The organism is Pseudomonas sp. FH1 (assembly GCF_000510895.2).
Taxonomy (GTDB): domain Bacteria; phylum Pseudomonadota; class Gammaproteobacteria; order Pseudomonadales; family Pseudomonadaceae; genus Aquipseudomonas; species Aquipseudomonas azotoformans_A.
This window is the reverse complement of sequence record NZ_AOHM01000020.1, coordinates 123,401-147,427: the sequence shown is the minus strand read 5'-3', so window position 1 is coordinate 147,427 and position 24,027 is coordinate 123,401. Positions and strand designations below refer to the sequence as shown.

General features: G+C 61.5%; 26 protein-coding genes. 9 read left to right on the top strand and 17 right to left on the bottom strand.

Annotated features, from left to right (window positions below; genetic code table 11):
* Positions 1 to 14: 14 nt before the first annotated feature.
* Positions 15 to 671: an HAD family hydrolase gene (locus H096_RS07990; protein ID WP_033897583.1), complete on the top strand. Its 657-nt coding sequence runs from the start codon at positions 15 to 17 to the stop codon at positions 669 to 671.
* 20 nt (positions 672 to 691) lie between these two features.
* Here the strand turns inward: H096_RS07990 and H096_RS07985 are convergent, their stop codons facing one another.
* Genes H096_RS07985 through ilvA form a run of 3 tightly spaced genes read right to left on the bottom strand, consistent with a single transcriptional unit; the run spans position 692 to position 3,129 of the window.
* On the bottom strand, positions 692 to 1,159 hold the full coding sequence (locus H096_RS07985; protein ID WP_033897582.1) for a DUF2269 domain-containing protein: 468 nt from the start codon (positions 1,157 to 1,159) through the stop codon (positions 692 to 694).
* The gene (locus tag H096_RS07980) at positions 1,160 to 1,573 is read right to left on the bottom strand and encodes a DUF2269 family protein (protein WP_016979021.1); all 414 of its coding nucleotides are present in this window, start codon (positions 1,571 to 1,573) and stop codon (positions 1,160 to 1,162) included.
* Between the two features lie 41 nt (positions 1,574 to 1,614).
* The gene (ilvA, locus tag H096_RS07975) at positions 1,615 to 3,129 is read right to left on the bottom strand and encodes a threonine ammonia-lyase, biosynthetic (protein WP_033897581.1); all 1,515 of its coding nucleotides are present in this window, start codon (positions 3,127 to 3,129) and stop codon (positions 1,615 to 1,617) included.
* Between the two features lie 138 nt (positions 3,130 to 3,267).
* On the opposite strand from ilvA, the gene rpiA reads away from it, so the two are divergent.
* Positions 3,268 to 3,942, top strand: a complete 675-nt coding sequence (gene rpiA, locus H096_RS07970; RefSeq protein ID WP_033897580.1) for a ribose-5-phosphate isomerase RpiA — start codon at positions 3,268 to 3,270, stop codon at positions 3,940 to 3,942.
* Here the strand turns inward: rpiA and H096_RS07965 are convergent.
* The 4 genes from H096_RS07965 to H096_RS07950 all read right to left on the bottom strand — a co-directional run bounded on the left by H096_RS07965 (position 3,929) and on the right by H096_RS07950 (position 8,104).
* Positions 3,929 to 4,837, bottom strand: a complete 909-nt coding sequence (locus H096_RS07965; RefSeq protein WP_033897579.1) for an SdiA-regulated domain-containing protein — start codon at positions 4,835 to 4,837, stop codon at positions 3,929 to 3,931. The two genes, rpiA and H096_RS07965, sit on opposite strands and share 14 nt — an antisense overlap.
* 120 nt (positions 4,838 to 4,957) lie before the next feature.
* Positions 4,958 to 5,884, bottom strand: a complete 927-nt coding sequence (locus H096_RS07960; protein ID WP_033897578.1) for an SdiA-regulated domain-containing protein — start codon at positions 5,882 to 5,884, stop codon at positions 4,958 to 4,960.
* Between the two features lie 138 nt (positions 5,885 to 6,022).
* A complete protein-coding gene (locus H096_RS07955) occupies positions 6,023 to 6,688 on the bottom strand; it encodes a fumarylacetoacetate hydrolase family protein (protein WP_033897577.1) in 666 nt (221 codons plus the stop codon).
* 21 nt (positions 6,689 to 6,709) lie between these two features.
* The gene (locus H096_RS07950) at positions 6,710 to 8,104 is read right to left on the bottom strand and encodes an FAD-binding oxidoreductase (RefSeq protein WP_016979015.1); all 1,395 of its coding nucleotides are present in this window, start codon (positions 8,102 to 8,104) and stop codon (positions 6,710 to 6,712) included.
* Positions 8,105 to 8,308: 204 nt separating this feature from the next.
* Here H096_RS07950 and serA point away from each other — a divergent pair, with 204 nt between their 5' ends.
* Entirely contained in the window at positions 8,309 to 9,538 is a 1,230-nt protein-coding gene (gene serA / locus H096_RS07945; protein ID WP_003195214.1) for a phosphoglycerate dehydrogenase, read from the top strand.
* A 63-nt stretch (positions 9,539 to 9,601) separates the two neighbouring features.
* On the opposite strand, the gene H096_RS07940 is transcribed toward serA, so the two are convergent.
* A complete protein-coding gene (locus tag H096_RS07940) occupies positions 9,602 to 10,042 on the bottom strand; it encodes a DUF4399 domain-containing protein (RefSeq protein WP_033897576.1) in 441 nt (146 codons plus the stop codon).
* A gap of 134 nt (positions 10,043 to 10,176) precedes the next feature.
* Between H096_RS07940 and H096_RS07935 the strand changes: the two genes are divergently transcribed.
* Positions 10,177 to 10,701 (top strand): transporter substrate-binding domain-containing protein, encoded by a 525-nt coding sequence (locus tag H096_RS07935; protein WP_033897575.1) that lies wholly within the window; start codon positions 10,177 to 10,179, stop codon positions 10,699 to 10,701.
* Here the strand turns inward: H096_RS07935 and H096_RS07930 are convergent.
* Entirely contained in the window at positions 10,695 to 11,183 is a 489-nt protein-coding gene (locus H096_RS07930; protein ID WP_033897574.1) for a DUF523 domain-containing protein, read from the bottom strand. The genes H096_RS07935 and H096_RS07930 overlap by 7 nt on opposite strands.
* A gap of 2 nt (positions 11,184 to 11,185) precedes the next feature.
* Positions 11,186 to 11,818 carry a 2OG-Fe(II) oxygenase gene (locus tag H096_RS07925; protein WP_033897573.1) on the bottom strand — a complete coding sequence of 211 codons (633 nt, stop codon included), beginning with the start codon at positions 11,816 to 11,818 and terminating at the stop codon, positions 11,186 to 11,188.
* A 131-nt stretch (positions 11,819 to 11,949) separates the two neighbouring features.
* Between H096_RS07925 and H096_RS07920 the strand changes: the two genes are divergently transcribed.
* Positions 11,950 to 12,702 carry a DUF2059 domain-containing protein gene (locus H096_RS07920; RefSeq protein ID WP_033897572.1) on the top strand — a complete coding sequence of 251 codons (753 nt, stop codon included), beginning with the start codon at positions 11,950 to 11,952 and terminating at the stop codon, positions 12,700 to 12,702.
* A gap of 6 nt (positions 12,703 to 12,708) precedes the next feature.
* On the opposite strand, the gene H096_RS07915 is transcribed toward H096_RS07920, so the two are convergent.
* Positions 12,709 to 13,629, bottom strand: coding sequence for an alpha/beta hydrolase (locus H096_RS07915; RefSeq protein WP_033897571.1), 921 nt, complete (start codon positions 13,627 to 13,629; stop codon positions 12,709 to 12,711).
* A 99-nt stretch (positions 13,630 to 13,728) separates the two neighbouring features.
* Here H096_RS07915 and H096_RS07910 point away from each other — a divergent pair, with 99 nt between their 5' ends.
* On the top strand, positions 13,729 to 14,304 hold the full coding sequence (locus tag H096_RS07910; protein WP_033897570.1) for a DUF6436 domain-containing protein: 576 nt from the start codon (positions 13,729 to 13,731) through the stop codon (positions 14,302 to 14,304).
* A 31-nt stretch (positions 14,305 to 14,335) separates the two neighbouring features.
* Positions 14,336 to 16,690, top strand: coding sequence for a penicillin acylase family protein (locus H096_RS07905; RefSeq protein ID WP_033897569.1), 2,355 nt, complete (start codon positions 14,336 to 14,338; stop codon positions 16,688 to 16,690).
* Here the strand turns inward: H096_RS07905 and H096_RS07900 are convergent.
* A complete protein-coding gene (locus H096_RS07900; RefSeq protein ID WP_033897568.1) occupies positions 16,676 to 17,584 on the bottom strand; it encodes an AraC family transcriptional regulator in 909 nt (302 codons plus the stop codon). The two genes, H096_RS07905 and H096_RS07900, sit on opposite strands and share 15 nt — an antisense overlap.
* A gap of 103 nt (positions 17,585 to 17,687) precedes the next feature.
* On the opposite strand from H096_RS07900, the gene H096_RS07895 reads away from it, so the two are divergent.
* Complete coding sequence (locus tag H096_RS07895) at positions 17,688 to 18,041, top strand: carboxymuconolactone decarboxylase family protein (RefSeq protein ID WP_016973032.1); 354 nt, start codon at positions 17,688 to 17,690, stop codon at positions 18,039 to 18,041.
* Here the strand turns inward: H096_RS07895 and H096_RS07890 are convergent.
* Positions 18,019 to 18,984 carry a GlxA family transcriptional regulator gene (locus H096_RS07890; protein ID WP_033897567.1) on the bottom strand — a complete coding sequence of 322 codons (966 nt, stop codon included), beginning with the start codon at positions 18,982 to 18,984 and terminating at the stop codon, positions 18,019 to 18,021. The genes H096_RS07895 and H096_RS07890 overlap by 23 nt on opposite strands.
* Before the next feature lie 197 nt (positions 18,985 to 19,181).
* Between H096_RS07890 and H096_RS07885 the strand changes: the two genes are divergently transcribed.
* Positions 19,182 to 19,823, top strand: coding sequence for an HD domain-containing protein (locus H096_RS07885; protein ID WP_033897566.1), 642 nt, complete (start codon positions 19,182 to 19,184; stop codon positions 19,821 to 19,823).
* An 81-nt stretch (positions 19,824 to 19,904) separates the two neighbouring features.
* Here the strand turns inward: H096_RS07885 and H096_RS07880 are convergent, their stop codons facing one another.
* The 4 genes from H096_RS07880 to H096_RS07865 all read right to left on the bottom strand — a co-directional run bounded on the left by H096_RS07880 (position 19,905) and on the right by H096_RS07865 (position 24,011).
* Positions 19,905 to 20,789 carry an ABC transporter permease subunit gene (locus H096_RS07880; protein WP_033897565.1) on the bottom strand — a complete coding sequence of 295 codons (885 nt, stop codon included), beginning with the start codon at positions 20,787 to 20,789 and terminating at the stop codon, positions 19,905 to 19,907.
* Positions 20,786 to 21,706, bottom strand: coding sequence for an ABC transporter permease subunit (locus H096_RS07875; RefSeq protein WP_016979002.1), 921 nt, complete (start codon positions 21,704 to 21,706; stop codon positions 20,786 to 20,788). Before H096_RS07875 ends, H096_RS07880 begins: the two co-directional genes overlap by 4 nt.
* Positions 21,703 to 22,845, bottom strand: coding sequence for a polyamine ABC transporter ATP-binding protein (gene potA, locus H096_RS07870; protein WP_033897564.1), 1,143 nt, complete (start codon positions 22,843 to 22,845; stop codon positions 21,703 to 21,705). Before potA ends, H096_RS07875 begins: the two co-directional genes overlap by 4 nt.
* Positions 22,846 to 22,916: 71 nt before the next feature.
* Positions 22,917 to 24,011, bottom strand: a complete 1,095-nt coding sequence (locus tag H096_RS07865; RefSeq protein ID WP_010207338.1) for a polyamine ABC transporter substrate-binding protein — start codon at positions 24,009 to 24,011, stop codon at positions 22,917 to 22,919.
* Between the last annotated feature and the right edge of the window lie 16 nt (positions 24,012 to 24,027).

The window sequence follows — 24,027 nt, the reverse complement described above, 5'->3', positions numbered from 1 at the left end:
AGCGAGTAACTGCAATGCGCCTGGCTTTATTCGACTTGGACAACACCCTCCTCGGCGGTGACAGCGATCACGCCTGGGGCGATTACCTCTGTGAACGCGGGATTCTCGACCCGATCGCCTACAAGGCCCGCAACGACGAGTTCTACCAGGATTACCTGGCCGGCAAGCTCGACAACGCCGCCTACCTGAACTTCAGCCTGGAAATCCTCGGCCGTACCGAGATGGCTCAGTTAGACGAGTGGCACAACGACTTCATGCGCGACTGCATCGAACCGCTGATGCTGCCAAAAGCCGTGGAACTGCTGGCCAAGCACCGCGCCGCCGGTGACAAGCTGGTGATCATCACCGCCACCAACCGTTTCGTCACCGCGCCAATTGCCGCACGCCTGGGCGTGGAAACCTTGATCGCCACCGAGTGCGAGATGGAAAACGGCCGCTACACCGGGCGCAGCACTGATGTGCCGTGCTTTCGCGAGGGCAAGGTGACGCGCTTGAGCCGTTGGCTGGAAGAGACCGGGTATGGCCTGGAAGACAGCTACTTCTACAGTGACTCGATGAATGACTTGCCGCTGCTGGAGCAGGTGACTCATCCGGTGGCGGTGGATCCGGATCCGAATCTACGGGCTGAAGCCGAGAAGCGTGGCTGGCCGGTGATCACATTGCGAAGCTGATGATCAGTGGTGGTCAAGCCCTACATCGGCTTGGCCACCATCAGATAAAAAATCACCACAAACGCCAAAAACGCCGGCCACCCCAGGCCAAACCACCAGCGCATATAGGTCGCGGCCTTGATCGGCATCGCCGTGCCGTCCCGCAGCGCCTGCTCTGCCATCCTGCGCACACGAATCTGCAACCACACCACCGGCAGCCAGCAGATCCCCGCCAACACATACAAGCCGAACGTCCACTGCAACCAACTCTGCTGCAACGACCACCCTGCCAGGTGCATCAAGCCAATCCCGCTCAACGGCTGCAACACCGCCGTGGTCGCGGTAAACGCCCAGTCGGCGAACACCAGGTGCTTGAAGGTCGCGGCGATCACTTCCACATTGCCCGTGCGCCAGGCGCGCAGCGCATAGTAAGCCGAACCCGCGCCCAACCCGAACAGGACGGTCGACGACAGGATATGCAGGGTTTTCAGCAGCAGGTAAGCGCTCATCTAGACGGGCTTGGCACCCATCAACCCGGCAATTGCGACGAACCCCACCAGGCTGACCACCGCCAGCACCAGCGTGAAGTTCAGGCTACCGCCCTCGCCCTTGCGCAGCCGATTGAGGCGCGCCACCAGCCAGAACCAGGCCAGCGCCGCCACGGTGTAGAGGAGGCTGGAGCCCAGGATCCAGGTCTGCCCCAGCGGCCAGCCGATCAGGTGCACCAGCCACCAGCCGGTAAACGGCATGCTCACCACACACACGCCCATCAACAACCAGACGAACGCCCACGGGCGCTGCACGGTCACCGCCGGGCCCGCGCTGCGTTTGCGCCAAGCCAGTATCGCCAGGCCCAGGCCGCTCAGCAGCAGCAATACCGTGGCCGCGATGTGGATAACTTTCAGGGTGATCAGGGTTTCCATGTCTCTTATCTCTCAAAGGCCGCCCCCATCAGCGTAGTCGCTCAACCGAGGAACAGTTTGTAGGCCGGGTTATCGCTTTCATCCCAGTACGGGTAGCCAATGGCTTCCAGGGCCGCCGGTACCAGGTGACGCTCGTCCGCCGGCACTTGCAGGCCGGCGACCACACGGCCATCGGCTGCGCCGTGGTTGCGATAGTGGAACATCGAGATGTTCCAGCGCCCGCCCAATTTGTTAAGAAAGTTGAACAAGGCCCCCGGACGCTCCGGGAATTCGAAGCGAAACACCACTTCATTGCTGACGTGGGCCGCATGGCCACCGACCATATGGCGGATGTGCAGCTTGGCCAGTTCGTTCTCGGTCAGGTCCAGCACCGGGAAACCCTGGCTGGTGAGACTGGCGATCAGCGCGCTGCGCGGGTCGTTTTCCGGGTGGGTCTGCACGCCGACAAAGATGTGCGCCTCGCTGCCGGAGTGGAAGCGGTAGTTGAATTCGGTGATCTGGCGCTTGCCCACGGCCTCGCAGAACGCCTTGAAGCTGCCAGGTTTCTCGGGGATGGTCACGGCGATGATGGCTTCGCGGCCCTCACCCAACTCGGCGCGCTCGGCCACATGGCGCAGGCGGTCGAAGTTGACGTTGGCGCCAGAGTCGATGGCCACCAGGGTCTGCCCGGTGACGCCACGGGTCTCGACGTACTTCTTGATACCCGCCACACCCAATGCCCCTGCCGGCTCGGTGATGGAACGGGTGTCGTCGTAGATGTCCTTGATCGCCGCACAGATTTCATCGGTGCTCACGGTGATCACTTCGTCGACATAGTCTTTGCAGATATCAAACGTGTGCTGGCCGATCTGCGCCACCGCCACGCCATCGGCAAAGATACCGACAGTCGGCAACACCACGCGCTCGCCTGCCGCCAGGGCGGCTTGCAGGCAATTGGAGTCGTCCGGCTCGACGCCGATGATCTTGATGTCCGGGCGCAGGTACTTCACGTACGCCGCAATCCCGGCAATCAGCCCGCCGCCGCCCACCGGAACGAAAATCGCGTCCAGCGGCCCCGGATGCTGGCGCAGGATCTCCATCGCCACGGTGCCCTGCCCGGCAATGGTGTGCGGATCATCGTAGGGGTGAATGTAGACGTAGCCTTTTTCGTCGACCAGTTTCAGCGAGTAGGCCAGGGCTTCCGGGAAGGAATCACCATGCAGCACCACTTTGCCGCCACGGGAGCGCACACCTTCGACCTTGATCTCGGGAGTGGTCTTGGGCATCACGATGGTGGCCTTGACACCCAGCACCTTGGCCGCCAGGGCCAGGCCCTGGGCATGGTTGCCCGCAGACGCCGTGACCACGCCGCGTGCGCGCTCCTCAGCCGTCAGCTGGGTCAGCTTGTTGTACGCGCCGCGAATCTTGAACGAGAACACCGGCTGCAAGTCTTCACGCTTGAGCCAGACCTGGTTGCCCAGCCGCTCGGAGAGCTGGCGGGCGGTCTGTAACGGGGTTTCTACGGCAACGTCGTAAACGCGCGAGGTGAGGATCTTTTTGACGTACTGTTCAAGCATTGGCGGGCATCTACTTTCACGGTTTGGCAGGGCCAAGGAGTCTAACCCGGCTTTTGGCCGGGCGACCACACGAATCCAGAGGTTTTGTTGGGTTATACTCGCGCCCCTCGTTAACTCCCCGCCCGTTCCGGAGCCCGCATGACCCAGGATCAACTCAAACAGGCAGTGGCCCAGGCCGCTGTCGATTTAATCCTTCCTAAACTCGACGACAAGAGCATCGTCGGTGTCGGCACCGGCTCCACTGCCAACTGCTTCATCGACGCACTGGCCCAGCACAAAGGCGCGTTCGACGGCGCCGTGGCCAGCTCCGAAGCCACCGCCGCGCGCCTGAAAGGCCATGGCATCCCGGTGTACGAGCTCAACACCGTGAGCGACCTGGAGTTCTACGTCGACGGCGCCGATGAAAGCGACGAACACCTGAACCTGATCAAAGGCGGCGGCGCAGCCCTGACCCGCGAGAAAATCGTCGCGGCCGTGGCCAAGACCTTTATCTGCATCGCCGACGCCAGCAAGCTGGTGCCGGTACTCGGCGCGTTCCCGCTGCCGGTGGAAGTGATCCCGATGGCCCGCAGCCACGTGGCCCGCGAGCTGGTGAAACTGGGCGGCGACCCGGTGTACCGCGAAGGTGTGTTGACCGACAACGGCAACATCATCCTCGACGTGTTCAACATGCAGATCACTAATCCGGTGGAGCTGGAAACTCAGATCAACGCGATCGTCGGCGTGGTCACCAACGGCCTGTTCGCCGCGCGCCCAGCGGATGTGCTGTTGCTGGGCACCGCCGAAGGCGTGAAAACCCTCAAGGCTTCTTGAACACGTAAAACAGGTTCGGCTCGCTGGTGAGGTAGAGGTTACCGTCATCGTCCATCGCGATCCCTTCCGCCTGAGGCACCCGCTTTTTCAGGCCATGGCGCCCGTTCAGCAGTGACAGACTGCTCAGCGGGCGACCGTCGATATCCAGTTCCAGCACCAGGAACGACTCATCCGACAGCGCCAGCAGATGGCCGCTGCGCTCATCGTATTGCAGGCTCGACAGGTCACGCACAAACAACCCGGCATCACGCTTGGGGTTGTTGACCACGTGTACCGAGTAGGTTTTTTCCGGTTTGAAGTGGGGAAAGCCATGGATCTCGTAGATCAGCATCGGGTCGCGCTCCTTGGCCACGAACAGGCGCTTGCCCACCGAGTCATAGGCCAGGCCCTCAAAGCCCTTGTTGCCGCCAACATGCAGGCCCAAGGTCATCTGCTCCGCATCCGCGGCGTCGAGGAATTGGGTGTCGTCGTCCACATGCACCTTGATCAAGCGCTGCTGACGCTCATCGCTGATGACGTAGATGTTCTCGCTGATGTACTCCACAGCCTCGGCGTCGCCAAACCCGACCAAAGGAATGCGCCGCAGGATCTTGCCCTCCAGAGACAGCTCGATCAGTTCGGCGTTTTGATTGGTGACGGTAAACAGGCTTTTACGGATGGGGTCGTAGGTGAGGGCCGACACATCGTCATTGAGCCCCTCGATGACCCGGGCTTCCACGGCGACCTGATAATCCGCCAGACCGATGGAGCGTTCGTCCGCCGGCTGACGCCACACTTGCCAGTTGAACCAGGCGCGCTCGAACAGCCGAAAGTGCTGCGCAACGACCCCGGCGCCGATCAGGACGATCAGCGCAAGCATAAAGAGCATAGGTTTGGGGCGGGCTAGTCGTCGCATCAGGGGGGCTCAAATTCAAAAGTGGCGAATGAATATCACGCCTGTCTGAATTTAAACTTAAACGCGCCCCGGTGTCTGGCGAATGCCGCTGATAGAGAAATATCCGACGTAAATTGTCCGCTATTTCTGTTTTTCGAAACGATAGAACAGGTTGGGTTCACTGACGATGTACAGCGTGCCGTTCTCGTCCATGGTCACGCCTTCCGCCCGAGGAATGGTGTGTTTGAGGCCATTGAAACCGCCGAGCAGGGTCATGAAGCTGACTTGCTCGCCCTTCTCGTCCAGCTCTAGCAGCAGGTGGGAGTCGGCCGACAGCACCAGTAAATGCCCGGTACGCGGGTCGACGGCCAGGGCCGAGAGATTACGCATGTCCAATTCCTTGCTGGCCAGTTTCTGCTTATCACCAGACAGGGTTGGGCCGCCGTCGCTTTTCCAGGTGAACAACGCCGGCGGGCGCTCCTCGCCCAGCACCAGTTGCTGGTTGCGCTTGTCCCAGGTGATGGCTTCAAAGGCTTTGTTCTGGTCCTTGGACGGGCCCAGGTCATAACTCGGGAAATCGGCCTTGTTCAACGCCACGGTGGTGGCATCGACCTTGACGATGGTCAGTGTGTGCTGGCGCTCATCGACCACGGCGATCAAGCCGTTTTCCATCACCGTCACACCTTCCGGGTTATCCCAGCCGTTGAGCGGCATCTTGCGCAGCACGTCGCCTTGCAGGCTCAACTCAGCGAGGAAGGGGTTCTTGCCCATCACGGAAAACAGGGTTTTAGTCTGAGGGTTGTAGGAGACGTCGGACGCTTCGTCCTTCTCCATACCCGGTAAAGGCTTACCGTCGATCACAGCCTGGTAGTCCGGCAGCCAGACGCTTTCCTGGCGTTCGGCCGGTGTTTCAAAGCGCTCCAGCACCCACAGCACACCGCGATCATCCCAGTGCATGGCCCAGGCAACGCCATAGGAGATCACTCCCACCAGCAACAGCCAGGAATACCAGCGCAAGGCAAAGCGAGAACGCGGCTTGGGTGTAGCGGAGGGCAAGGACACGGCCATTGGGCGCTTTTTCCGGAAAGTCAGCGTTAGGTGATAGCACAGGAATGACAGGCCCGCGCGCAAGAGGCTGGGGATTATCCGGATGGCGTGTGAAAAAAATGCAAAAGCCGGGTCACCGGCCTTTGCAGGGGCAGGGCTTTAGCGAACGCTGCTTTCGAAGCGGTTCACACCCGACAGCTCCAACACCAGCTCATCGCCCACATTCAGCGGGCCCACGCCAGCCGGGGTGCCGGTGAGGATCACATCGCCCGCTTGCAGTGAGAAGCAGCCGGCCATGTGCTGGATCATCGGGATGATCGGGTTGAGCATCTGCGCGCTGTTGCCATCCTGGCGCACTTCGCCATTAATGCTCAGGCGGATGCCGATGTCGGTCACGTCCGGGAAGGTGCTGCCCACCACGAACGGCGCGATCACCGCCGCACCGTCGAAGGACTTGGCGATTTCCCACGGCAGGCCCTTGGCTTTCAGCTCGGCCTGTTTGTCGCGCAGGGTCAGGTCCAGGGCCGGGGCGAAGCCGGAAATGGCGTCGAGCACTTCTTCACGGCTGGGCTTGGTCGACAAGGGTTTGCCGATCAATACCGCGATTTCCGCCTCGAAGTGCACGGAACCGCGCTCGGTCGGGATGCTGAAACCGCCTTCCAGCGGCACTACGCAACTGCCCGGCTTGATGAACAGCAGCGGCTCGGTCGGCACCGGGTTGTCCAGTTCCTTGGCGTGTTCGGCGTAGTTACGCCCGATACACACCACTTTACCGACCGGAAAGTGGATGTTGGTGCCGTCGACATACTTGTGCTGGTAGCTCATGGAACGACTCCTTCAGGGCGATTAAACAGCGAAGATCTTGCCAGGGTTCATGATCCCGTTGGGGTCGAACACGGCTTTGACGGCCTTCATGTATTCGATTTCAACCGGCGAGCGGCTGTAAGTCAGATAGTCACGCTTGGTCATGCCCACGCCGTGTTCGGCGGAGATCGAACCGTTGTACTTCTCGACGGTTTCAAACACCCACTTGTTCACGGTGGCGCACTTGGCGAAGAACTCGTCCTTGCTCAGGTTTTCCGGCTTGAGGATGTTCAGGTGCAGGTTGCCGTCGCCGATGTGACCGAACCAGACGATTTCGAAGTCGGGGTAGTGTTCGCCGACGATCGCGTCGATTTCCTTCAAGAACGCCGGCACTTTGGAGACAGTCACCGAGATATCGTTTTTGTACGGGGTCCAGTGGGAAATGGTCTCGGAGATGTACTCGCGCAGTTTCCACAGGTTGTGCAGTTGGGTTTCGCTCTGGCTCATCACGCCGTCCAGCACCCAGCCCTGCTCCACGCAATGCTCGAAGGTTTCCAGGGCGTGGTTGGCGACCTCTTCGGTGGTGGCTTCGAATTCCAGCAGCGCGTAGAACGGGCACTCGGTTTCGAACGGCGCCGGCACGTCGCCACGGCCCATGACCTTGGCCAAGGCCTTGTCGGAGAAAAATTCGAAGGCAGTCAGGTCCAGCTTGCTCTGGAACGCGTGCAAGACCGGCATGATCGAATCGAAGTCGGTCGTACCGAGTACCATGGCGGTGAGGTTTTTCGGCGCACGGTCCAGACGCATGGTGGCTTCGACCACAAAGCCGAGGGTGCCTTCAGCGCCGATGAACAGCTGGCGCATGTCGTAGCCGGTGGCGTTCTTGATCAGGTCGCGGTTCAGTTCCAGTACGTCACCCTTGCCGGTGACGACCTTCATGCCGGCCACCCAGTTGCGAGTCATGCCGTAGCGAATCACCTTGATCCCGCCGGCATTGGTGCCGATATTGCCGCCAATCTGGCTGGAACCGGACGATGCGAAGTCCACCGGGTAGTACAGGCCCTTTTCTTCAGCGACGTTCTGCAATTGCTTGGTGACCACGCCCGGCTGGCACACAGCGGTGCGGTCGGTGAGGTTCACGTCGAGGATCTGGTTCATATAGTCGAACGACACGACCACTTCGCCATTCGCCGCCACGGCAGCGGCGGACAAGCCGGTACGCCCGCCCGATGGCACCAGCGCCACCTTGTGGGTATTGGCCCAACGCACAATGGCCTGGACCTGCTCAGTGGTCTTGGGGAAGACAATGGCGGTCGGCGCGGGTGCGAAGTGCTTGGTCCAATCCTTGCCGTAAGCCTCCAGGGAGTCTGCATCGGTCAGCACTTTGCCGGGCTCAACCAGGGTCTTTAGCTCATCAATCAGGGCAGGATGGGTCATCGACAGAACTCTCGAACAATTCATGGTCATCCTGAGAACGCTTCACGTCGCAGGAATGAGTGTTTGCGGGGCGCGTATGCTAGCATACCGCCCCCGCAGGACAGAGCCCAAGGGCGTTTCTGCGGTGACGGCTTTCCTGCCGTCCGGGTCAGCTTGTGCTGCTCGATTCCCTGCCATTTTTCTCCGGGATACAGGTTTACGCAGATGAGCAAGACTTCTCTCGATAAGAGCAAGATCAAGTTCCTTCTTCTGGAAGGCGTCCACCCATCGGCTGTCGACGTTCTGAAAGCCGCCGGGTACACCAGCATTGAGTACATCACCAGTTCTCTGCCGGAAGCCCAACTCAAGGAAAAGATCGCCGACGCGCACTTCATCGGCATTCGCTCCCGCACTCAGCTGACCGAAGAGATCTTCGATCACGCCAAGAAACTCGTGGCGGTCGGCTGTTTCTGCATCGGCACCAACCAGGTCGACCTCAACGCAGCGCGCGAGCGCGGCATCGCGGTGTTCAACGCACCGTACTCCAACACCCGTTCCGTTGCGGAGCTGGTGCTGGCCGAGGCCATCCTGTTGTTGCGCGGCATTCCTGAGAAGAACGCGTCCTGCCACCGTGGCGGCTGGATCAAGAGCGCAGCCAACTCCTTCGAAATCCGCGGCAAGAAGCTGGGTATCGTTGGCTACGGTTCGATCGGTACGCAACTGTCGGTCCTGGCTGAAGGCCTCGGCATGCAGGTGTTCTTCTACGACACCCTGACCAAGCTGCCACTGGGCAACGCCACGCAAGTGGCCAGCCTGACCGAGCTGTTGGGCATGTCCGACATCGTGACCCTGCACGTTCCGGAAACCGCTGAGACCCAGTGGATGATCGGCGAGAAGGAAATCCGTGCCATCAAGAAAGGCGGCATCCTGATCAACGCTGCCCGTGGCACCGTGGTCGAGCTGGACGCCCTGGCCGACGCGATCAAGGACAAGCACCTGATCGGCGCCGCTATCGACGTGTTCCCGGTGGAGCCGCGCTCCAACGACGACATCTTCGAAAGCCCGCTGCGTGGCCTGGACAACGTGATCCTGACCCCGCACATCGGCGGTTCCACTGCCGAAGCCCAAGCCAACATCGGCCTGGAAGTGTCGGAGAAGCTGGTCAAGTACAGCGACAACGGTACGTCGGTGTCGTCGGTGAACTTCCCGGAAGTGGCCCTGCCGGCTCACCCTGGCAAGCACCGTTTGCTGCACATCCACCAGAACATCCCTGGCGTGATGATGGAGATCAACAAGGTCTTCGCGGAAAACGGCATCAACATCTCCGGTCAGTTCCTGCAGACCAACGAGAAGGTTGGCTACGTGGTGATCGACGTCGACGCCGAGTACTCGGACCTGGCGCAAGAGAAGCTGCAGCACATCAACGGCACGATTCGTAGCCGCGTGTTGTTCTAAGATTTCGCCGCAGCATGAAAAAGGGAGCCCCTCGGGGCTCCCTTTTTTGCATCTGAACAAATCTTACTTAACGTTAACCGTGATCACTTTCGAGGCTACAGTGGGCTCGAACTGGCGGTGCACGTTATCGCCAGCCACCAGCTGCAAGGTGTGCTTGCCAGGTGCGAGGGTCAGCTCGGTCTCGGTTTGCGCCTTGCCGAAGTGAATCGACGTGGCCGTGGCTGGAATGGCTTCGTCGGCCTTGAGCGACGTCACGTCCTGGTCGACCAGCAGGTGATGATGACCGGCGCCCGGTACTTGCTTGTCGATCGGTTCCAGGTCCAGGCCCTTGACGCCGAATTTGACGGTGAAGGTTTTGTCGACGGTTGCGCCGTCTTTGGGCGAGACGATAAACACCTCGGCGCCTTTGGGAGCAGGCGTACGAGGGACATCAGCAGCATTCGCCAACATCGAGGCACCCAGCAACAGGCTGGCAAGGGTTGCACGGGACAAAAGGGCTTTCATTCGCTTCTCCAGTTTTTCTGTGAAATCTGTAGGGTTATGACAACTTCGCGACAAATTGCTGTCCAAGGCACTCAACACCATAGCAAAGCGATGCTGAACGGCGCCTCGCACATTAAAAATCTCTAGGAGTGACCATGCGCTTTTCGCCTGGCCTGTTACTTTTGCTGTCCCTTCTGAGCCCATTGGCGCATGCCGAACTGCTCGATGATGTATTTGACCGGGGCGAACTGCGCATTGCAGTCGTGGCCGAAAACCCGCCATTCAGCTTCAAGGAAGGTGACAAACTCACCGGCTTGGAAGTGGAACTCGGCGAGCAACTGGCCAAGGAGATGGACGTGCGCCCGTCGTTCATCATCACCGATGCGGCTGACCTGCTGCCGGGAGTGGAGAGCGGCAAGTACGACGTGGCGATGAACTATATTGCTGTGACTCCCGAATTGCAGGATCGGTTCGATTTCAGTGAGCCTTACGGCGAATCCCGGGGGCGCATGACAGGCCCGTCGACCCTCTACGCGATGCCGTTCCAGAAGGGCAACCCGGCATTCAAGTCAAGCCTGAACAACGCACTGCAACGATTCAAATCCGACGATCGATTCAGGAAATTGTTGCAGAAGTGGCTTGTCGATTACTCCAATCGTCCGGCCGCCCAAACTCAATAATCGCCAGTGTTCAATGCCTGGGCTGCCTGCACCAATTCCAGTTCACTGAACACCAGCACGCCGTGGCGTTTGAGCAGCGCAGCTGTCACGCCTTCGCCGCTGACCTTTACACCGGTGAAGGTGCCGTCGTAGGTCAGCAGGTTGCCGCACGACGGGCTATTGGCCTTGAGCACGGCGATGCGGATGTGGTGGCGCTGCACCAGCTCCAAGGCCTGGCGCGCACCGTCGAGGAAGGCCTCACTGAAATCTTCGCCCTCAGCCGTCAACACCTGGGCACGCCCCTCCCAGACATCCACGCCTTGCCCGCCGGGAATCTCGGCGGGTGGACGTGGCGTCGGCAAACCACCCGACACCTCCGGGCAGATGGCAACCACACGCCCCTCGGCCTTCCACACCGCCAGTTGGTCAAACGGCCCGCTGGCGCCACCGTCATAGCGCACCTTGTGCCCCAGCAGGCAGCGGCTGATCAGTATTTTTTCCATGTTCAGAACGGCTCGTTGCCCCGCCGACGAAACCAGCCGGTGAGGGACAGGCGTTCGCGCGTGGCGGGCATGACTTCGTGGGGCACTTCGCCCGACAGGAACACCACCAGGCAACCGCCGGTGGGCACCACATCGTATTCGACGTCGTCCTTGAGGTACATGCGCAATTGGCCGCCGTGTTCGGGCAGCCAGGCGTCGTTCAAGTAGATCACCGCCGAGACCATGCGCCGGTCATCGTCGCGGAAACGGTCCAGGTGCTTGAGGTAGAACGCCCCCGGTGGGTACATCGCGAAATGGCTTTCGAAATCTTCCAGGCCGAGGAACAGACCCCGGTTCATCGCCAAACGCAGGCTGTCCATCAGCGCCATGTAGGTGTCGCAGACCGCCGCGTCACCGTCCTCCAGCCACTGGATATGGTCACCGCGAATGCCTTCGCGAATTTCCTGGGCCGGGCCGCGCCCCACCGCCGCCGGGGCCAGTTCACCCTCGGCCGCACGTTTACGGCACTCAGCCGCCAGTTCCAGGGTCAGAGCCTGGGGCAGGAAGCCGTCCTGCCGGGACCAGCCCTTTTCGGCCAGGTCGTCGACAATACGTTGCAGCAAGGGGTGATCGAGGGGTATTTGCATGGCGCGCATAGTATCCATACGCCTGTGAATCCGACAGAGCCGCCGAGCGTCTGACTGCACTTTAGTCAGGTGACTGATAGGACTTCTCGACAAATCCTACGCCCGACACGGACAATAGTGGCCGACTGACAGGAGTCCATATGCGTCGTTTGTTTTTTTCCTTGCTGATGTTCTGCGTTTTGCCCGCCTGGGCAGACGGCCATGACCAGTTGTACAAGGTCGCCGGCTGGGCCGAACAACGTGCGCATTTCAATGATGCCCTCAGTGCCGCCCAGCAGCGTTACCGCAACAGCTTGCCACCGGCGGTGTACCAGGCGCTGGTGGACAACAGCAATAAACGCTTCGCCGCCCAGGCTGTGGACCAGCGTGCCGAAGCGCAATTGCGCAAGAATCTGGCGGATCCCAAACCTGCCCTGGCGTTTTTCCAATCGCCCCTGGGCCGCAAGATTGTCGCCGCCGAGTTGCTCGCCACGCGCCGTGATCAACTGGCGAAAAACGCCCAGGGCCTGCCGAAAATCCAAGCCGACGCGACTCGCAGCCTGATCATCGGCCACCTGGCCCAGGCCCTGCCAGCCCGAGAAGCCGGCGCGGAAGTCAGCCTGGCGATTGCCGGAGTCGCAGCCGATAGCTTGAGCCAGATGATTCCCGGCCTGCTGGGCGGAGGGCAAGCACAAGGCATGTTGAACGGCCAGCGTGAGCGGTTGATGCAGCAGATCGACAAGGATCTGAACAACACGCTGCTGTACGTCTATCGGGATTTGTCCGACCCGGAGCTGGAAGAATTCGCGACGTTTGCCGAGTCACCGGAGGGTAAGGCGTATTACCAGGCGGCTCTCGCTGCCATTCGCGCCGGACTGGCAGTCGGCCAGAGCACCTCAAGCCTGGCGCCCTGATCGCCATCACACACGGTCGGTGAGGTACTTGAAATACACCTCGCGAATCTCCGGAATCTCATTGGCCAGGTGATGCCTGCCACGCGGCAGCATCAACACCTCGGGCTGGTCGAGCTTGCCGCGTAACACCTGCAGGTTGTGCTGCCAGTCCACCGTCATGTCTTCCTCGCCTTGAACGATCACCGGCCGCCGGGTGCTGCGCGGTGCGGCTTCGATGCGTTTGATCCAGCGCGCCAAGGCGCCGACCCAGGCGGTCGGCAGTTGGCGCGGTTGCAGCGGGTCGGCTTCCAGGAACGGCTTGAATGCCGGGTCGTGGGTGTTTTCGCTGAATCGCCGCGCAATGCCTTTGACGAACGGACGCAGCAGGTAATAGCTGACCTGCGACCACCCCCAGGCACGCGGCCGCACCAAGGGTGACAGCAGAAAAGTCTTGCCCTGGGCCGGGCTGTCGGCGCCATGGTTGAGCAGGTGATCCACCACCACCGCGCCGCCAGTACTTTGCCCGAACAGGTGCCAGGGTTGCGGCAGTTGCAGTGCTTGCGCCTGGGCAAACAGCGCCTTTACCACCTGCTGATACACCGCAAAATCATCGATGCTGGCACGCGCGCCGCTGGACAGGCCATGCCCCGGCAGATCGCAGGCGATCACCACGAAACCCTGCTCCAGCGCCCACTTCACCACATGACGGTACAGCCCCATGTGGTCGTAGAAACCATGGAACATGAACATCGTCGCCACCGGCGATTGCGGCCACCACACCTGGGCCACCACCTCAAACCCCTCCACCTCGAAACGCCCCAGGCGGCTCACGGCCTGATCCAGCCCGTAAAAACGCTGGTAGACCCGCGCCTCGGCTGAAAGCGGTTGCGCGTCCACCAGGGGCCGCAAGCTTTCGCGCAGATGATCAGGGTCAAAGGTAACGGGCATAAAGGCTTCCAGACTTGCGGCAAAGATGAATATCGAGCTGCGATATTCATCTGTCAGGACAAGCATGGCAAGCTACGCGACCTTCGAGGATACATCTGAATGCGACAGCCCTACCGCACCGCCTTGTTCGCGAGCCTGATCCTGGTGATCTGCGCTGGCGTGCTGTGGGCGGCGTATGACTGGTTCCAGGGCCGCTACCTGCGCGCCTTCAGCGAGCACACGGCGGTGTTTTCCGGCGACCCGTTGAAGCTGCCTGCCGACCTCGCCGGGCCCGGCCCGATCCGCCTGGTGCACTTCTGGGACCCGGCCTGCCCGTGCAACGTCGGCAACCAGCAGCACCTGGGCGAGTTGATCGAGCAGTACGCGCCCCAAGGCGTCGAGTTCTACGCGCTGCAACAGCCCGGCAGCCACGGCCAACTGCCCGACAACCTGCGCAGCATGAAAACCCTCACCGCCCTGCCCGGCGCCGAGCAGGTGCCGGCCAGCCCGGCCGTGGGTATCTGGGATCGCAGCGGCAAGCTCGCGTACTTCGGGCCCTACAGCGAAGGCCTCACGTGCAATTCCAGCAACAGTTTTATTGAGCCGATCTTGAAGGCCCTTGAAACAGGACGCGAGGTAAATGCCACGCACACCCTGGCGGTGGGCTGCTATTGTTCGTGGCCAAAAGGCTCGTAGCTCGCCACCCCACTCTTGGTAAGGAATGTTCATGAAGCGCGTCTTGCGGGTTCTCGCGGTTCTTGTCGTACTGGTCGCCCTCGGCGCCGGTTGGTACGTTTACAGCAAGCAGCCCACCCGCCAGGGCACGGTCACACTGGCCAACCTGCAAGGCTCGGTCACCGTGCGTTACGACGACCGTGGCGTGCCACACATCCAAGCCGAGAACGAAACCGACCTGTACCGCGCCCTGGGCTACGTGCACGCCCAGGACCGGCTGTTCCAGATGGAGATCATGCGGCGCCTGGCCCGTGGCGAACTGGCCGAGGTGCTGGGGCCCAAGGTGCTGGAGACCGATAAGCTGTTCCGCAGCCTGCGCATTCGCGACCGTGCGGCCACCTATGTGGCGCAACTCGACCACGAGTCGGCGCACTGGAAGGCGCTGCAAGCCTACCTGGACGGAATCAACCAGTATCAGGACAGCCACGCCAGCCCGATGGAGTTCGACGTGCTGGGCATCCCCAGGCGGCCGTTTACCGCCGAGGACACCATCAGCGTCGCCGGGTACATGGCCTACAGCTTTGCCGCCGCGTTTCGTACCGAGCCTGTGCTGACGTACATCCGCGACCAACTGGGCAGCGACTACCTGAAAGTCTTTGACCTGGACTGGCAACCCAAAGGCGCCCTCAACCTCGCCGCCAGCGATTGGCAGACCCTCGGCGCCCTCGCCTCCCTGAGCGAACAGGCCCTGGCCGACAACGGCCTGCCGCAGTTCGAAGGCAGCAACGCCTGGGCCATCAGCGGCAACCGCACCAAGAGCGGCAAGCCTTTGCTCGCCGGTGACCCGCACATCCGTTTCTCGGTGCCGTCGGTATGGTACGAGGCGCAGTTGTCGGCGCCGGGTTTCGAGCTGTATGGCTATCACAATGCACTGGTGCCGGTGGCGTTCCTGGGGCACAACCTGGATTTCGGCTGGAGCCTGACCATGTTCCAGAACGATGACCTCGACCTCATCGCCGAGAAGGTCAACCCGGACAACCCCAACCAGGTCTGGTACCACGACCAGTGGGTCGACATGAGCAGCACCGAGCAACAGATCGCGGTGAAGGGCCAGGCGCCGGTGACGTTGACCCTGCGCCAATCGCCCCACGGCCCGATCATCAATGACGTGCTGGGCGAAAACGCCGGCAAGACGCCGATTGCCATGTGGTGGGCATTCCTCGATACCCAGAACCCGATCCTTGAGGGCTTCTACCAGCTCAACCGCGCCGACACGCTGGTGAAGGCCCGTGCGGCGGCGGCCAAGGTGTCGGCGCCGGGACTAAACATTGTATGGGCGAATGCCAAGGGCGATATCGGCTGGTGGGCGGCCGCGCAGTTGCCGATCCGGCCGGCCGGGGTCAACGCCGGGTTTATCCTTGACGGCAGCACCGCCCAGGCCGACAAGCTGGGCTTCTATCCCTTCAGCGCCAACCCCCAGGAAGAAAACCCGGCGCGCGGCTACGTGGTGTCAGCCAATGCCCAGCCGGTCTCACCGACTGGCATGGAGATTCCCGGTTACTACAACCTGGCCGATCGCGGCCAACAGTTGAACGCGCAGTTGAGCGACAAAAGCGTGAAGTGGGATGTGAACAACAGCCAGGCCTTGCAGCTCGGCACCAGCACCGCCTTTGGCCCGCGCCTGCTGGCGCCGCTGTTGCCGGTGCTGCGTGAGGTGGTCAAGGACCCGGCGCAGTTGAAACTGGTGGAGCAGCTTGCAAGCTGGAAGGGTGACTATCCGCTGGACTCCACCAGCGCCACGCTGTTCAACCAGTTCCTGTTCAACCTGGCCGACGCCGCCTTCCACCCGAAACTCGGCGACGGCATGTTCAAGACCCTGCTCGGCACCCGCGTGATCGACGCCGCCCTGCCACGCCTGGCCGCCGCGCCGGATTCGCCGTGGTGGGACGGCAAGCGCGCCGACACCGTCAAGCTCGCCTGGGACAACAGCCTCGCGCACCTCAAGGCCACCTTCGGCGATGACCCAAGCCAATGGCAATGGGGCAAGGCCCATACCCTGACCCACGGCCACCCGCTGGGCTCGCAGAAACCCTTGGACCTGATCGTCAATGTCGGCCCGTTCCCGGCGCCGGGTACCCACGAAGTGCCGAACAACCAGTCAGCCAACATCGGCCCGGCACCGTGGCCCGTCACCTATGGGCCTTCGACCCGCCGTCTGATCGATTTCGCCGACGCGGCCCACGCGTTGACCATCAACCCGGTCGGCCAAAGCGGGGTGCCGTTTGACCGGCACTACGGCGACCAGGCGGAAACCTACATCGAAGGCGGCTACGAACAGGCGCACTTCACCGACGAGGAAGTCACCGCCAACACCCGTGGCACCCTCAAGCTGCTACCCGCCCGATGAACGCAGGCGCCCCGGCGCCTCGCCATAGGTTTCCTTGAATTTCTTGCTGAATGCCGCCTGGGACTGGTAACCCACCTGGGCGGCGATATCCAGCAGGCTCAGGTGCGACTGGCGCAACAGGTTGAAGGCCAGCTCCATGCGCAACTGGGTCAGCAGCACCCACGGCGATACGCCCGCAACTTTCACGAACGCGCGCATGAAGGTGGCGCGTGACATCGTCGCAGCCGCCGCCAGGCTGTCGATGGTCCACTCATGCCCCGGATCGGCCAGCATCGCCTGCCAGGCCTTGCTCAGGCGCTTGTCGGCAAGCAGCGCGAAAGTACCGGCCACGGGCGCCTGGCTCGCCAGCCAGGTGCGCAGGATCAGGGTGAACAGCGCCGACGACAACGCATCGATGAAGGAACGCGCGCCCAGTTGCTGGCTGTCCGCTTCACTGCGCAGCAGAGCAATCAACGCTGCCAGTTGGCCGTCGCCCTGCCACTCGCGGCTGGACACCACCAGGTACTCCGGCAACGCGCCGAGCAGCAACGACTGGCGGTTGTAGTGGAAGCTGCCGCAAAGCATGTCGAGGTCCGGCCGGTCGCCGCCCAGGCGATGCACCGGGAGCAGACCACCCTCGATCACCGTGGGCTGCATCGGCCGGATGCGCGCGCCCTGGCTGCGTAATAAATGGGTAGCGCCGCCGGGCATCAGCAGAATATCGCCCTCCTCCAGCGTCACTTGCTGCCCGCCTGACAACTCGGCGCGGCAGTTGCCGCTGAGCACGATGTGGTAAGGCGCCACGCCGAGGCTCTCCGGCGCGTGGTCCAGGGCCCAGTCCCCCTGGAATTGACAGCGTAGATCCAGACTGCCGCGCAGGTTGGCCAGCGCGATGAGTGTGTCGATCGAATTCATTTGCGAGCATCGGTCAAAAAGATGAGCGGATTGAACAATAACGCTACCTCCGAACGGAAGAGACTGGCTTCACACCCACCACACCTGTTCAGGAGTTACCGCAATGTTCAATAACTGGTCCGACTTGCTGCCTACCGTGAAGAAAGCCTTTGGCGCGCTGGGCAAGAGCAACCCGAAGATGGTCAAAGCCTACATGGCGCTGGGCGAAGCCGCCGAAGAAAACAACGTGCTCGACGCCAAGACCCGTGAGCTGATCTCCATCGCCGTGGCCATCACCACCCGCTGCGATGGCTGCATCGGCGTGCATGCCGACGCGGCGATCAAGGCCGGCGCCACCCGTGAAGAAGTCGCGGCAACCCTGGCCACCGCCATCTCGCTGAATGCGGGCGCGGCGTACATCTACTCGCTGCGTGCGCTGGAAGCCTACGACACCCTCAAACCGGCGCCGCAAAGTTAAGCCGGAACTGTTGTGGCGTAACGCCCAGCCTGCGGTTGAACACACTGCGCATGTGCTGGGCGTCGCGAAAGCCGCATTGATAGGCGACCGTCTTGAGCGGTGCGGGGCTGCTTTCAAGCATGACCCGCGCCGCGTCTACGCGCGCCCGCTCGACAAACTCCGCTGGTGTGATCCGCGCCTCGCGGGCAAACACCCGAGAGAAATTACGCGCGCTCATATTCGCCGCCTTGGCCAGGTCAGCAATGGTCAAATCCCCCGTCAGGTTCGCCAACACGTACAACTGCACCAGCGCCACCGCCGAGGTGGTTTCGGCATGGGGTGTAAGGAACGGGCTGAACTGCGACTGCCCGCCCGAGCGCTGGGTAAACACCACCAGGCGCTTGGCCACACTCAACGCGACTTCCGGGCCGTGATCCTGGGCCAGCAAATACAGCGATAGATCGATGCCCGCCGTGACCCCCGCCGAGGTGTAGAGATTGCCGTCCTGCACATAGAGGCGGTCGGCGTCGACCTGGGCCGTGGGGCACAAGCGCGCCAGGTCCGCTGCGTCATTCCAGTGAGTGGTCACGGTTTTGCCGTCCAACAGCCCCGCGCGCGCCAGCATGAAGGCGCCATTACAGATCGAGCCGAAACGTTGCGCACGGTCAGTGGCGCCGCGCAGCCAGTCGTCGAACTCGACGCCGAAGTCTTCGAAGGGCAACTGCGGGCCGCCGGCGACCAGCAGCAGGTCGTAGGGCTCAAGCGCTTCGCTGTAATGCCGGTGGGCCTGCAACGCGAGGCCGTTGGAGGCGGCCATGCTGCCGTGGCCGAAGCCGATCACTTCCAGTTGGTAATGGTCTTGCGACGGTAGAAAGCGATTGGCTTCGCAGAACACGTCCATGGGGCCGGTCACGTCCAGTGATTGGACGCCGGGGAAGATCAGGATGGCGACGGTTTTGCCCATGGTCGGAAATAACCTTGTGATGAATCGACGGTAGACGACCGCCTCACCCTAGCGAATCACCCACCAACATGCCACTTGGCACGATGTAGCGGCACATTGGCCGGGATCGCATCCTCGCCGCCATAGCCCCTTCGCGGGCACGCGACCAGACTGGACTCATCGGCGCCGCCCCCGGCGCTTTGTTGAGGAGAACGACCATGAGCACCACCATCGCCGGCATCCAGATCCCGGACAGCGCCCTGGCCAAGGCCACCACCGAATACATCCGCGACGTCGAATCCGACCTGCTCTACCACCACTCCCGCCGGGTCTTCCTGTTCGGCGCATTGAGCGGCGAACGCAAGCAGCTCGCCTACAACCCGGAGCTGCTCTACGTCGGCGCGATGTTCCATGACCTGGGCCTGGTGGAAGGCCATCGCAGTGACAACGAGCGCTTCGAAGTCGACGGCGCCAACGCGGCGGCGGCCTTTCTCAAGCCTTACGGGCTGAGCGATGACGATATTGAACAGGTGTGGCTGTCCATCGCCCTGCACACCACACCGGGCGTGCCGCAGCATCTGCGTCCGACCGTGGCGCTGGTGACGGCCGGTGTGGAAATGGACGTGCTGGGCATGGACTACGCCGCGTTTTCTACCGTGCAGCGCGAAGCCGTGGTGCATGCGCATCCACGCGGCGAAGGGTTCAAGGAGTGCATCATCTGCGCGTTTGCCGACGGCTTGCGCCATCGTCCGCAGACCACGTTTGGCAACGTGAAGACGGATGTGCTGGTGGATCAGGAGCCGGGGTTCAAGCCGATGAATTTTGTGGAGGTGATTCGTAAATCCCCTTGGGTGGCATAACCCCCCAAGGTGAATCGAACACTGTGGCGAGGGGCAAGCCCCCTCGCCACAAAAGCCCGCACCGCTCGACGGCGACGGGTGTTAGACCGGTGCAGCCGCCCGGCGCTTGTCCGGCTGTTGCCAGCCATCCGCCGCCGCTTCTTCGATGGCTTGCTGGATCGCCTTCTTGCGCATTTCTTCGGCACGACGGCTGAAGAACCACACCAGGAAGGTCACCAGCGACACCGCCAACAGGATCAGGCTGGCCACGGCGTTGATCTCGGGTTTAACCCCAAGGCGCACTGCCGAGAACACTTCCATCGGCAAGGTGGTGGAACCCGGCCCCGACACGAAGCTGGCCAATACCAGGTCATCCAGCGACAGCGCGAACGACATCATGCCGCCCGCCGCCAACGACGGCGCGATCATCGGGATGGTGATCAGGAAGAACACCTTCCACGGCCGCGCACCCAAATCCATTGCCGCCTCTTCGATCGACAGGTCCAGCTCACGCAAGCGCGCCGACACCACCACCGCCACGTACGCCGCACAGAATGTCGTGTGGGCGATCCAGATGGTGACGATGCCACGCTCCTGGGGCCAGCCGATCATCTGCGCCATGGCCACAAACAGCAGCAACAGCGACAGACCGGTGATCACTTCCGGCATCACCAACGGCGCAGTCACCAGGCCGCCGAACAGCGTGCGACCCTTGAACTGGCTGATGCGCGTCAGCACGAAGGCCGCGAGCGTACCCAGCGCCACCGCGGCCACCGCCGTGTAGCAGGCGATTTCCAGGGAGCGTGCCACCGAGCCCATCAACTGGGTGTTGTCCAGCAGGCCCACGTACCACTTGATCGACCAACCGCCCCATACCGTCACCAGTTTGGATTCGTTGAACGAGTAGATCACCAGGATCAGCATCGGCAGGTAGATGAACAACAACCCCGCCACCAGCATAAAGCTGGAGAATCTGAAGCGCTTCATATCTTGCCCTCCATCTCTTTGGCTTGGCTGCGGTTGAACAGGATGATCGGCACGATCAGGATCGCCAGCATCACCACCGCCAGGGCAGACGCCACCGGCCAGTCACGGTTGTTGAAGAATTCTTGCCACAATACTTTACCGATCATCAGGGTTTCCGGGCCGCCCAGCAGTTCCGGGATCACGAACTCGCCCACCACAGGGATGAACACCAGCATGCAGCCGGCGATGATGCCGTTCTTGGACAGCGGCACGGTGATCTTCCAGAAGCTGTTGAAGGTGCTCGAACCCAGGTCGGATGCGGCCTCCAGCAGGCTCTGGTCGTGTTTCACCAGGTTGGCGTACAGCGGCAGGATCATGAACGGCAGGTACGAATAGACCACGCCGATATACACCGCAATATTGGTGTTGAGGATCTGCAGCGGTTCGTTGATCAACCCGATGGACATCAGGAAGCCGTTGAGCAAGCCGTTGTTGCTGAGAATGCCCATCCACGCATACACGCGGATCAGGATCGCGGTCCAGGTCGGCATCATGATCAGCAGCACCAGCACGGTCTGCATCTCTTTGCGCGCGCTGGCGATGGCGTAGGCCATCGGATAGCCGATCAGCAGGCACAGCAGCGTGCTGAAGAACGCCATTTTCAGCGAGCCCAGGTACGCGGCGATGTACAACTCGTCGTCGCCGAGCATCGCGTAGTTGCCCAGGTTGAGCACCAACTGCAGTTTCTGCTCAACGAAGGTGTAGATCTCGGTGTACGGCGGGATCGCAACGTCGGCTTCGGCAAAACTGATCTTCAGGACGATGAAGAACGGCAGCATGAAGAACAGGAACAGCCACAGGAAGGGAATGCCAATGACCGCATGACGACCACTGGGCGTTATTCGTTGCAGGCGGCGCTTGAGCTTCTTCATGTTCATGAGCGAAGTACCACGCCGCTGTCGTCTTCCCACCACACGTAGACCTGGTCACCCCAGGTTGGCCGCTGGCCACGGCGCTCGGCGTTGGCGACGAAGGACTGCACCAGCTTGCCGCTCGGCAGCTCCACGTAGAACACCGAGTGGCCGCCCAGGTAGGCGATGTCGTGCACCTTGCCGCTGGACCAGTTGTGTTCGCAGGTCGGCATTTCGGTGGTGACCAGCAGTTTTTCCGGGCGGATCGCGTAGGTCACCGACTTGTCTTCCACCGACGTGGCGATGCCGTAGCCCACGTAGATGTCACGGTCCAGGTCAGCGCACTTGAGCACCGCGTGGCCTTCGGCGTCGTCCACCACTTGAGTGTCAAAGATGTTGACGTTGCCGATGAACTCGCACACCAGGCGGCTGGTAGGCGTTTCGTAGATGTCGATCGGGCTGCCGATCTGGGCGATCCAGCCCAGGTGCATGATCGCGATGCGCTCGGCCATGGTCATGGCCTCTTCCTGGTCGTGGGTCACCATCACGCAGGTCACGCCGACGCGCTCGATGATTTCCACCAGTTCCAGCTGCATCTGCGAACGCAGTTTCTTGTCGAGGGCGCCCATGGGCTCATCGAGCAGCAGCAGTTTCGGACGCTTGGCCAGGGAACGGGCCAGGGCCACACGCTGACGCTGGCCACCGGACAACTGGTGCGGCTTGCGCTTGGCGTACTGGCTCATCTGCACCAGCTTGAGCATCTCGGCCACGCGGGCGTCGACTTCAGCCTTGGGGATCTTGTCCTGTTGCAAGCCGAAGGCGATGTTCTGCGCCACGGTCATGTGCGGGAACAAGGCGTAGGACTGGAACATCATGTTGATCGGCCGCTCGTAGGGCGGCATGTCAGTGATGTCTTCGCCGTCGAGGTAGATGCGGCCCTCGGTCGGGCGCTCGAAACCTGCGAGCATGCGCAGCAAGGTGGACTTGCCCGAACCCGAACCGCCGAGCAAGGCGAAGATCTCGCCTTTCTTGATTTCCAGGGACACATCGTCCACGGCAATCGTCTCGTCGAACTTCTTCGTGACCCGGTCGATTTTGACCAGCACCTTCTTCGGTGTCTGGTCCCCTTCGAGGGCTTTCTTATAGGCGCCGGAGGCAACTGCCATTTACGAAACTCCCAACAAAATTGCTGTTCGCCCGATGCAGGCGAACCCAGGATAGTTTGAGCTTTAAAGCTTTATTTGCCCGTTTTGACCTTGGTCCAGCTACGGGTCATCAAACGTTGCACTTTCGGGGGTAGCTCGAAGTTGACAAAGGTCCTGTCGAGTACCGCCTGCGGTGGGTAAACCGCTTCGTCCGTGCGTATCGATTGCTCCATCAGTTTGTCCGCCCCTGGGTTAGGGTTGGCATAACCGACGTAATCACTGACCTGGGCGATCACCTCAGGTTGCAGCAAATAGTTGATGAAGGCATGGGCCTCTTTGACGTTGGTGGCATCCTTGGGGATGGCCAGCACGTCGAACCACAGGTTGCCGCCTTCTTTGGGAATCGTGTAGGCGATGTTCACGCCTTTGCCAGCCTCGGCCGCACGGGCCTTGGCCTGGAACACATCGCCGGAGAAACCCGCCGCCACGCAGATGTTGCCGTTGGCCAGGTCCGAGATGTATTTGGAAGAATGGAAGTAGGTCACGTACGGCCGCACTTTCAGCAGCTTCTCTTCGGCCTTCTTGTAGTCATCCGGGTTCGTGCTGTTGGGGTTCAGGCCCATGTAGTTGAGCACCGCTGGCAGCATTTCGTCCGCCGAGTCCATGAACGACACGCCGCAGGTCGCCAGCTTCTTCATGTTCTCCGGCTCGAACAGCACCGCCCAGGAGTCGATATGGTCGACGCCCAGCACTTCCTTCACTTTATCGACGTTGTAGCCGATGCCATTGGTGCCCCACAGGTACGGCACGGCGTACTGGTTGCCAGGGTCATTCTTTTCCAGGCGCTTGAGCAGCGCCGGGTCGAGGTTGGCGTAATTCGTCAGCAATGACTTGTCGAGCTTCTGGAACGCCCCGGCCTTGATCTGCTTGCCCAGGAAGTGGTTGGACGGCACCACCACGTCGTAGCCGGTACGCCCGGCCAGCAGCTTGCCTTCCAGGGTTTCGTTGGAATCAAACACGTCATACACGGGCTTGATGCCGCTGGCCTTTTCAAAGTTGGCCAGGGTGTCGGTGCCGATGTAATCCGACCAGTTATAAATATGCACCGTCGGTGCGGCCTGCACGCTCAACGTCAGCGTGATACCTGCACCCACCAGCATGGCTTTGCGAAATAAAGAAATTGGCAAGTGGAGGTCCTCTTAA